The sequence below is a fragment of the Leptospira kemamanensis genome (assembly GCF_004769665.1).
GTDB classification, from domain to species: Bacteria; Spirochaetota; Leptospiria; order Leptospirales; family Leptospiraceae; genus Leptospira_A; species Leptospira_A kemamanensis.
This window is the reverse complement of the sequence record NZ_RQGG01000009.1, coordinates 152,826-159,821: the sequence shown is the minus strand read 5'-3', so window position 1 is coordinate 159,821 and position 6,996 is coordinate 152,826. Positions and strand designations below refer to the sequence as shown.

At 35.6% G+C, this 6,996-nt stretch carries 8 protein-coding genes; 2 read left to right on the top strand and 6 right to left on the bottom strand.

Translation table 11 applies throughout. From position 1 onward, the window contains the following. Positions 1 to 88: 88 nt before the first annotated feature. Positions 89 to 802, top strand: a complete 714-nt coding sequence (locus tag EHQ59_RS03400) for a sensor histidine kinase (RefSeq protein WP_341867133.1) — start codon at positions 89 to 91, stop codon at positions 800 to 802. Here the strand turns inward: EHQ59_RS03400 and EHQ59_RS03395 are convergent. The 5 genes from EHQ59_RS03395 to EHQ59_RS03375 are packed head-to-tail and all read right to left on the bottom strand — an operon-like array spanning position 773 to position 3,617. After that, positions 773 to 1,393 (bottom strand): HAD family hydrolase, encoded by a 621-nt coding sequence (locus EHQ59_RS03395; RefSeq protein WP_135617736.1) that lies wholly within the window; start codon positions 1,391 to 1,393, stop codon positions 773 to 775. The two genes, EHQ59_RS03400 and EHQ59_RS03395, sit on opposite strands and share 30 nt — an antisense overlap. Continuing rightward, the gene (locus EHQ59_RS03390; protein ID WP_244245363.1) at positions 1,390 to 2,013 is read right to left on the bottom strand and encodes a molybdenum cofactor guanylyltransferase; all 624 of its coding nucleotides are present in this window, start codon (positions 2,011 to 2,013) and stop codon (positions 1,390 to 1,392) included. The genes EHQ59_RS03395 and EHQ59_RS03390 overlap by 4 nt, the downstream gene beginning before the upstream one ends. Continuing rightward, positions 2,003 to 2,428: a molybdenum cofactor biosynthesis protein MoaE gene (locus EHQ59_RS03385; RefSeq protein WP_135617734.1), complete on the bottom strand. Its 426-nt coding sequence runs from the start codon at positions 2,426 to 2,428 to the stop codon at positions 2,003 to 2,005. Before EHQ59_RS03385 ends, EHQ59_RS03390 begins: the two co-directional genes overlap by 11 nt. A gap of 10 nt (positions 2,429 to 2,438) precedes the next feature. Then, on the bottom strand, positions 2,439 to 2,681 hold the full coding sequence (locus tag EHQ59_RS03380; RefSeq protein ID WP_135617733.1) for a MoaD/ThiS family protein: 243 nt from the start codon (positions 2,679 to 2,681) through the stop codon (positions 2,439 to 2,441). Then, positions 2,682 to 3,617 (bottom strand): GTP 3',8-cyclase MoaA, encoded by a 936-nt coding sequence (locus EHQ59_RS03375; protein ID WP_135617732.1) that lies wholly within the window; start codon positions 3,615 to 3,617, stop codon positions 2,682 to 2,684. 127 nt (positions 3,618 to 3,744) lie between these two features. Between EHQ59_RS03375 and EHQ59_RS03370 the strand changes: the two genes are divergently transcribed. Continuing rightward, positions 3,745 to 4,812, top strand: coding sequence for a HesA/MoeB/ThiF family protein (locus EHQ59_RS03370; protein ID WP_135617731.1), 1,068 nt, complete (start codon positions 3,745 to 3,747; stop codon positions 4,810 to 4,812). Positions 4,813 to 4,817: 5 nt separating this feature from the next. Here EHQ59_RS03370 and EHQ59_RS03365 read toward each other — a convergent pair whose 3' ends face one another. Continuing rightward, positions 4,818 to 6,974, bottom strand: a complete 2,157-nt coding sequence (locus tag EHQ59_RS03365; protein ID WP_135617730.1) for a molybdopterin-dependent oxidoreductase — start codon at positions 6,972 to 6,974, stop codon at positions 4,818 to 4,820. Between the last annotated feature and the right edge of the window lie 22 nt (positions 6,975 to 6,996).

The following is a 6,996-nucleotide window of genomic DNA, read 5'->3' as shown; positions in this document are numbered from 1 at the left end:
CTCTAGGATTCAAAACTCCAAACGAAGTCTTTTGGTGTGCCAATTAAATCGTTGCACTTAATTGTTGAATCCGCTAGATTTGTATGCAATGTTCATTTTGATTTTTATTTATGTTCATACTATCAAAAAAGAACAAGCTACCATAATCCAACATGAGTCTCAAATGGAAATGGATTTAAAGCTAAAATCAAAACTACTCACTGAGATTCACCATCGTGTTAATAATAATTTGCAAATTATTTCAGGGCTTATGTCTTTGCAAATTGAATCGGAAAATGATGAAAAACTAACTACATCATTGAATTTAACTCAAAATCGAATCAATGCAATTGCTTCAGTTCACAAAATCATTTATGGATCCCCCAATCTTCTTTTTGTAAATTTAAACCAAATCTTTAATTCAATTTTGTTCAATTTAAAACTAATTTATTTGAAAGAGAATCCGAATATCGAACTACGTGAGCTGATTGAAGAAGGACTGGAAATGGATTTAGACCGAGCCATCCCTATCGGACTCATTTTAAATGAATTGGTTTCTAATTCCTTTCGCCATGCTTTTACAAAAGAAGGTAAAGGTATGATTGAAGTGAGTTTAGGTAAATTAGGTGAGGAATTTGTTTTAGTGGTAAAAGACAATGGACTTGGACTTGAAAGGGAATGGAGTGAATCAAAAGGTATAGGGATAATGCTTGTTAAAAATTTAGTGAAACAATTGAAAGGAAAAATTTCATTTGATGGTGAGAAGGGAACATATGTAGAAATTAAATTCCCATTAGTCAATGTGAATCCTATTCAAATTTGATGATAATGTTAGTATTTCATTGAGATCTTTGACCTGATAGGTGGCCTCTTTTTGATAAGGAAAATTTCCACTTGGATCGATATAAATAGTTTCGACTCCTGCTCGTTTTCCTGCTAAAAGATCATAAAGATAATCACCCACCATCACCGTTTGGTTAGGTGTGGCATTCCATTCTTGCATTAAATACAAAATACCGTCTGGTTCTGGTTTGGGTAATACCCTATCTCGGCAAATGATGTGTTTTTCATGGAAGTATGTATGGATTCCAGCTGCCTTTAAAGTTTCGATGGAATTGGAAAAACTATTCCGAGTGAGAATTCCCATATGGTGCCCATTGTCTTTCAAGTGAGTGAGTAGATTTGCGGAACCAACCATCGGTTGGGCTTGTTTGGCGATTTTGAATTCTATTTCATTGAGTTGAATCTGTTTTTCTTTTTTTTCCACTTCTGGTAATTCAGATAAGGATGTGAGGATGTCTTTCTCCAATGAAATTCCCAATTCTTCTTTGATGGCTAAAAAATCATGTTTGGCAACTGTCAGTGTGCCATCCATATCAAATATCCAAAATTTTTTGTTCGATAATAACTTCATTGTGAATAAAACTCCAAATCTTGTTTGGTGTTTATGTTACGAAAGAATTTCTCTTCTTCTTTAGGAAGTGAAATATATTCAGGTTGTGGGCTAATTGATCGGATTTTCTTTTGAAGAGAAAACTCAAGTTTCGTTTTTGAATGGATTTCTGATTCCCAATTTTCTAATGTTTGGCGGTGGTAAATCCCACAAAGAGGTTCAAGTCCCGAGTTTGATTGGTAAAAGATTCCCGAACCATTTGGATTTTTTTGGTAGAGATTGATGAGCCGTTGAATTGTTTTTAATTTTACGAAAGGAATATCGATGGGAAATACAAAGATTGCCTGATAATTTGGCTCTGTCTGTTTGAAAAGAAAATGGGAAGACAATAATCCGATTAGTGGTCCTTGTATGGGGAAATTTTGATCGATGCAGATTCTTTCTTTGGAGAATAGGGATGTATACTCACTCACTTGGTCCGAACGAATTGATATATACAGGTCTTTACTAAATACATTTAATTTTTGAATGAGTTTTTTTAGAAAATTGGATCTATGCCCGATCGGTAAAAATGCTTTTTCTTCTCCCATGCGGACACTTCGTCCTCCAGAAAGAAGTAAAAAAATGAGGTCAGTGTTCATGTGACTCATGAACACAACCTTTTGACCACTCGGAACTACCATCGATATAATATTCCTTTTTCCAAATGGGCACTTCGTGTTTGACTCGGTCTATAATGTAACGATTTGCTTTGTATGCTTCATCTCTGTGCATAGAACCTGTAGAAACGATCACAGCAATTTCCCCGACATCTAATCGTCCTAACCGATGGATACAATTTGCATATTCAAGTTGCCATTTCTTTTGGGAGTCGAGAATGATATCTTGGATCATTTGGTCAGCTAATACTGAGTAAGCTTCGTATTCCAAATGAGTTACTGTTTTTCCTTCATTGGTATCTCTGACAATACCCGTAAATAAAACATAACCTCCCATTTTGGGTAAGGAAGGTAGAAGCATGGGAATTTCAATTTTGTTTTCTGTGATATGATCCATGGATTATTTGTTAACCGCCACTTGATGGAGGTAAAATTGCTAGTACCGCATTGTTTGGTATAAGATCAGAATCTTTGGATATCCTTTGGTTAATAGAAACTCGACTGACATTTAAAATTTTTGTGGCATTTGGATTCTCTTTACATAAAAGCTCTTTTAATGTTGTAACAGTTGTATTTGCTTCGATTTCCTTTTCTTGTTTACTAGGAAAAAAATCTTTGAGTGCTGCAAAAAATAAAATTTCAACTTTCATTTAACCTCCTATATACTTCATTGATAATTCGGAACCTGTGAATTCCTTTTTTTTTGTTAACATTGCTTGTTCTAATGTAAATTGTATTTCGTCATCAGTTTCCGGTAAGGCAAAAGAAGTTTCATCACTGAGGCAACCGTAAATTCTTCCTTGGCTATCCATGCGCAATCGATTACAACTAGAACAAAATGGTTCTGTGTGATTGGCGATCATACCAAAGATAAAACCTTCATTTGTAATAAAGTACTGAGCCGTCGAATCTTCTGGAGTAGGATAATTACGGACTTGGTATATAGATTTGATTTGTTCTTGGATTTCTTCTGCAGAATAAAAGTAGATAGGATGTTCCTTGTGTAATGGCCCCATTTTCATAAACTCTAAAAATCGAATTGGAATATTGCGTTCCCCACTCCAAGTCAGTAAATCTAACACTTCGCGATCATTAAAACCTCGCAAAACGGTTGTATTGATTTTAACATTGAAACCTAGACGTTTTGCTGATTCAATTTGATTCAAAACATGGGAAACTGAGATATTTCGATCACTTAGCCTTTCAAATGCAGATTGTGAAATGCTATCTAACGAAAAATTAATTCTTGTTAGTCCTGCTGCCAACATATCCTCCAAAAGTCCTGTTTTAAAATTACCATTTGATGTGAGGGCTATTTCTTGGATGGAATTTTGTTTTACGATTTGGATTAATTGGATTAAATCTTTATGAAGAGTGGGCTCGCCGCCTGTTAAATGAACTTCTTTGATTTTGATATGAGCGATTAGGAGTTTTAAATTTCTTTGTAAAAGATCTGGGCTTAACATTTGATAATGTTTGGCGGAAGAATTTTCTTTTTCTTTCGGTGCACAGTAAACACATGCAAAATTGCAGTGGGATAGGATACTAATTCTTAAAACTTCAAATTTTCGAGTATCCACTGTCATCGTTATAAACGATTTTATAGAAGAATTCTACAATGGAAACTAAAATTGATTTTTTTCTGATGATCCGGAGTAAAAATTGGTAAATAGATTCAGTTCGTTTTGAATCTATTGAGATACAATCAATATCATGAATATAGATAAGAATAAATTTTTTCTGAGGCAAACTTTGATTCCCGAAATTGGGGGACTGGGGCAAAAAAAATGGGAAGATGCCTCTGTTTTAATCATTGGATTGGGTGGGCTTGGTTGTCCCTCTGCGTTACAATTGGCGCTTGCGGGAATTGGAAAAATTGGCCTTGTTGATTTTGATATTGTTGAAGTTTCCAATTTACACCGACAAACTTTGTTTACATGGAATCATATTGGTCGAAAAAAAATTGAAGTCGTTTCGGAAGTTTTAATAGAGCATGCCCCTTGGATAAAAATTGAGACCTATTCTGAGTTTATCAATTCTTATACGAACTCATCAATGATTCAATCCTGGGATATCGTCTTGGATTGTACGGATACCATTTCTTCTAAATATGCGATTAACGATTTCTGTTTGGAAAAAGGAATTCCCTTAGTCACTGCATCTGTTTATCGAACAAGTGCCCAATTTGCCATTTTTTCAGGAAAAGGAAATCCGTGTTATCGTTGTTTGTTTCCCAATTTAAATCAAGGAGATACATTGAGTTGCAATGAAGGTGGGGTTTTAGGGGTTCAAACAACTCTAGCTGGAAATTACCAAGCCTCTTTAGTTTTGCAGTATTTATTAAATCCGAATCAAATCGAATTCGATACAGTTTATTTTATGGAATGGAATCCAATTTCCCTATACCAATCCAAGCTTCAGGAAGACCCGGATTGTATTTGCCAAAAGAAACCAAATCAAACCCAAGATGCTAAAGTAAAAAAACATGAAATTGACTATGAGGAATGGATCAAACTGAAAAAAGATGGGGCTACAGTTCTTTTAGATGTGAGAGAAATGGAAGAGGTATTGGAAAATCCAATTGCCAATGTGATTCATTTTCCTTTGTCCGAATTGAGAAATGGTAAAAAACCTAACTTACATGTGGACCAAACTATTGTTTGTATTTGTGAGTCAGGTGTACGTTCTCTTGAAGCTCTTACATTTTTAAACCATTTTCCGAAACGGTATTCCATGTTAGGTGGAAGAAAGTTGTTCGTACATAGATTAACGGAAGAGTAAACCAATCAAACTTTTATTTTGTTGATTTTCACTTGGATTCCACTGAATGCAGCGTTTCCAGAAAATTCATCCAGAGTTTGGTCATCAGTCAGATCATTGATACTCACTCCAGAAAATTGTGATGCTACCTTTTGTTTTGTGCCAGATCGGTTGTGTCCAAATCCGTGAGGAATACTCACGACACCTTTCATCAATTCCTCTGTTATTTCGACTGGGATTTTTAACTCTCCGACTTTCGAAGTGACAAGGACTTCTTCGTCATTTTGAATTCCTAAATTGTTTGCATCTTCGGGATGGATCATCATCGTACATCTTGGTTTTCCGGTCATCAGTTTTGGTAAGTTATGCATCCATGAATTATTATTTCGCAAATGCCTTCTTCCAATGAGCAAAAATGGAAATAAGGATTGATTGGCATCTAAATGTTCCCGGAATTTTGATTTGAGTCTAGGGATATCTTTTTCTAAGAGTTTAGGATATAGTTGGATCATTTTGTTTTCAGTATAAAGCCTTTCTGGGAAAGATTTTTTTAAAGGTCCCAAATCAAATCCATGAGGACTATTTTTCAGAAGATCTAAACTCATTTGAATTTCTGGATTTTGTTTGGTTCCATATGGTCCAGATTTTAAGGCATGATCGATGATACTGGCAGGTGTTAGTTTAGTTTTAATCAATTCTTTCGGCATTTCTTTTTTAGATCGAACGAGTTCCATCCGTTTGGTCAAATCGAAGAATATTTCCCAGTCATGTAACATCCCGTCTACAGGCGAAAAAAGAGGTTGGTTGTATCGGGTCGTGTTTCTCACGGCAAATACATTAAAGATCAAATCATAATGATCATGTTCTAAAGTAGATGTGGGAGGTAAGATATAATGAGCATACTTTGTGGTTTCATTGATATAAAAATCAAAACTAATCATCAAGTCCAGAGATGATAGAGCCTTTTCCAACTTTGATCCATTAGGTGTGGACAATACTGGGTTTCCAGCTGATGTTACAAGAGCTCGAATTTGTCCTTCTCCTTCCGTTAAAATTTCTTCAGCAAGAGCTGAGACAGGTAATTCATCGTTGAACTCTGGTAGTTTACGTACTCTTGATTGGTACGTATTAAAACTACCTGGGGAAGAACGCATCACTGATCCTTCTCCTACCAAATCAACAGCAGGCAAAGTAAACATGGCCCCTCCTTCCTTGTCCAAATTGCCTGTTAAGATGTTGATTGTATTGATAAGCCACTGGCAAAGAGCACCAAATTCTTGGGTTGATACACCAACTCTCCCATAACAAACAGCAGACGATGATTTGGAAAAGTCCAAAGCGATTTGATGTATGGTTTCTTTGGATATACCAGTGATTTTAGAAACTTTTTCAAGGTCAAAATCTTTAACCAAAGTTTGAATGGATTGTATATCTGATTCTTCGATGAGAGGGTTATCTTTGATCAGTTTTTCAGAAAAAAGAACATGTAGTATTGCTAATAGAAAGAATACATCAGTTCCTGGTTTGATAAAAATATGTTCATTTGCATGTTCTGCTGTTTCTGTTTTTCTTGGATCAACTACAACATATTTTCCACCTCGATCTTGGATAGCCTTCAGCCTTTTTTTGACATCGGGTACACTCATCAAACTTCCATTGGAGGCAAATGGATTTCCACCTAGTATCAAAAAATACTGCGTTCGATCAATATCAGGGATGGGGATTAGCAATTGATGACCAAACATTAAATAGGAGAGAAGTTGGTGTGGAAGTTGGTCAACGGAGGTGGCCGAAAAATTGTTTTTGGTTTTGATGCGACTCACAAATCTTTGTCCGTATAACATCGAACCATAATTGTGAACTGTTGGATTTCCATTATAAATCCCAACAGAATCGTTCCCATACTTTGTTTGTATGTTCACAAGTTTTTCTGCGATTTCAGACAGGGCGTCTACCCAAGATAGTTTTTCCCATCCATTTGCAGTTTTTTTAAGAGGGAATTTTAATCGATCAGGATCTTCGTATAAACTTTTTAGTTCAGGGCCTTTCGGACAAATATGTCCTCTACTGAACAAATCGAGAGGGTCACCTTTGAATCCATGGATGGTTTCATTTTTAACTTCGATTTGGAGTCCACACATGGCCTCGCATAAATTACAAGATCGGTAATGTGTTTTTTCCATCGTTCTCTCCTAAGAGAGAAAT

What these genes read in the sequence shown, in the direction of transcription:
- EHQ59_RS03400 (WP_341867133.1), top strand. Translation starts at nt 89, where the DNA reads ATGTTCATTTTGATTTTTATTTATGTTCATACTATCAAAAAAGAACAA.
- EHQ59_RS03395 (WP_135617736.1), bottom strand. Translation starts at nt 1,393, where the DNA reads ATGAAGTTATTATCGAACAAAAAATTTTGGATATTTGATATGGATGGC.
- EHQ59_RS03390 (WP_244245363.1), bottom strand. Translation starts at nt 2,013, where the DNA reads ATGAACACTGACCTCATTTTTTTACTTCTTTCTGGAGGACGAAGTGTC.
- EHQ59_RS03385 (WP_135617734.1), bottom strand. Translation starts at nt 2,428, where the DNA reads ATGGATCATATCACAGAAAACAAAATTGAAATTCCCATGCTTCTACCT.
- EHQ59_RS03380 (WP_135617733.1), bottom strand. Translation starts at nt 2,681, where the DNA reads ATGAAAGTTGAAATTTTATTTTTTGCAGCACTCAAAGATTTTTTTCCT.
- EHQ59_RS03375 (WP_135617732.1), bottom strand. Translation starts at nt 3,617, where the DNA reads ATGACAGTGGATACTCGAAAATTTGAAGTTTTAAGAATTAGTATCCTA.
- EHQ59_RS03370 (WP_135617731.1), top strand. Translation starts at nt 3,745, where the DNA reads ATGAATATAGATAAGAATAAATTTTTTCTGAGGCAAACTTTGATTCCC.
- EHQ59_RS03365 (WP_135617730.1), bottom strand. Translation starts at nt 6,974, where the DNA reads ATGGAAAAAACACATTACCGATCTTGTAATTTATGCGAGGCCATGTGT.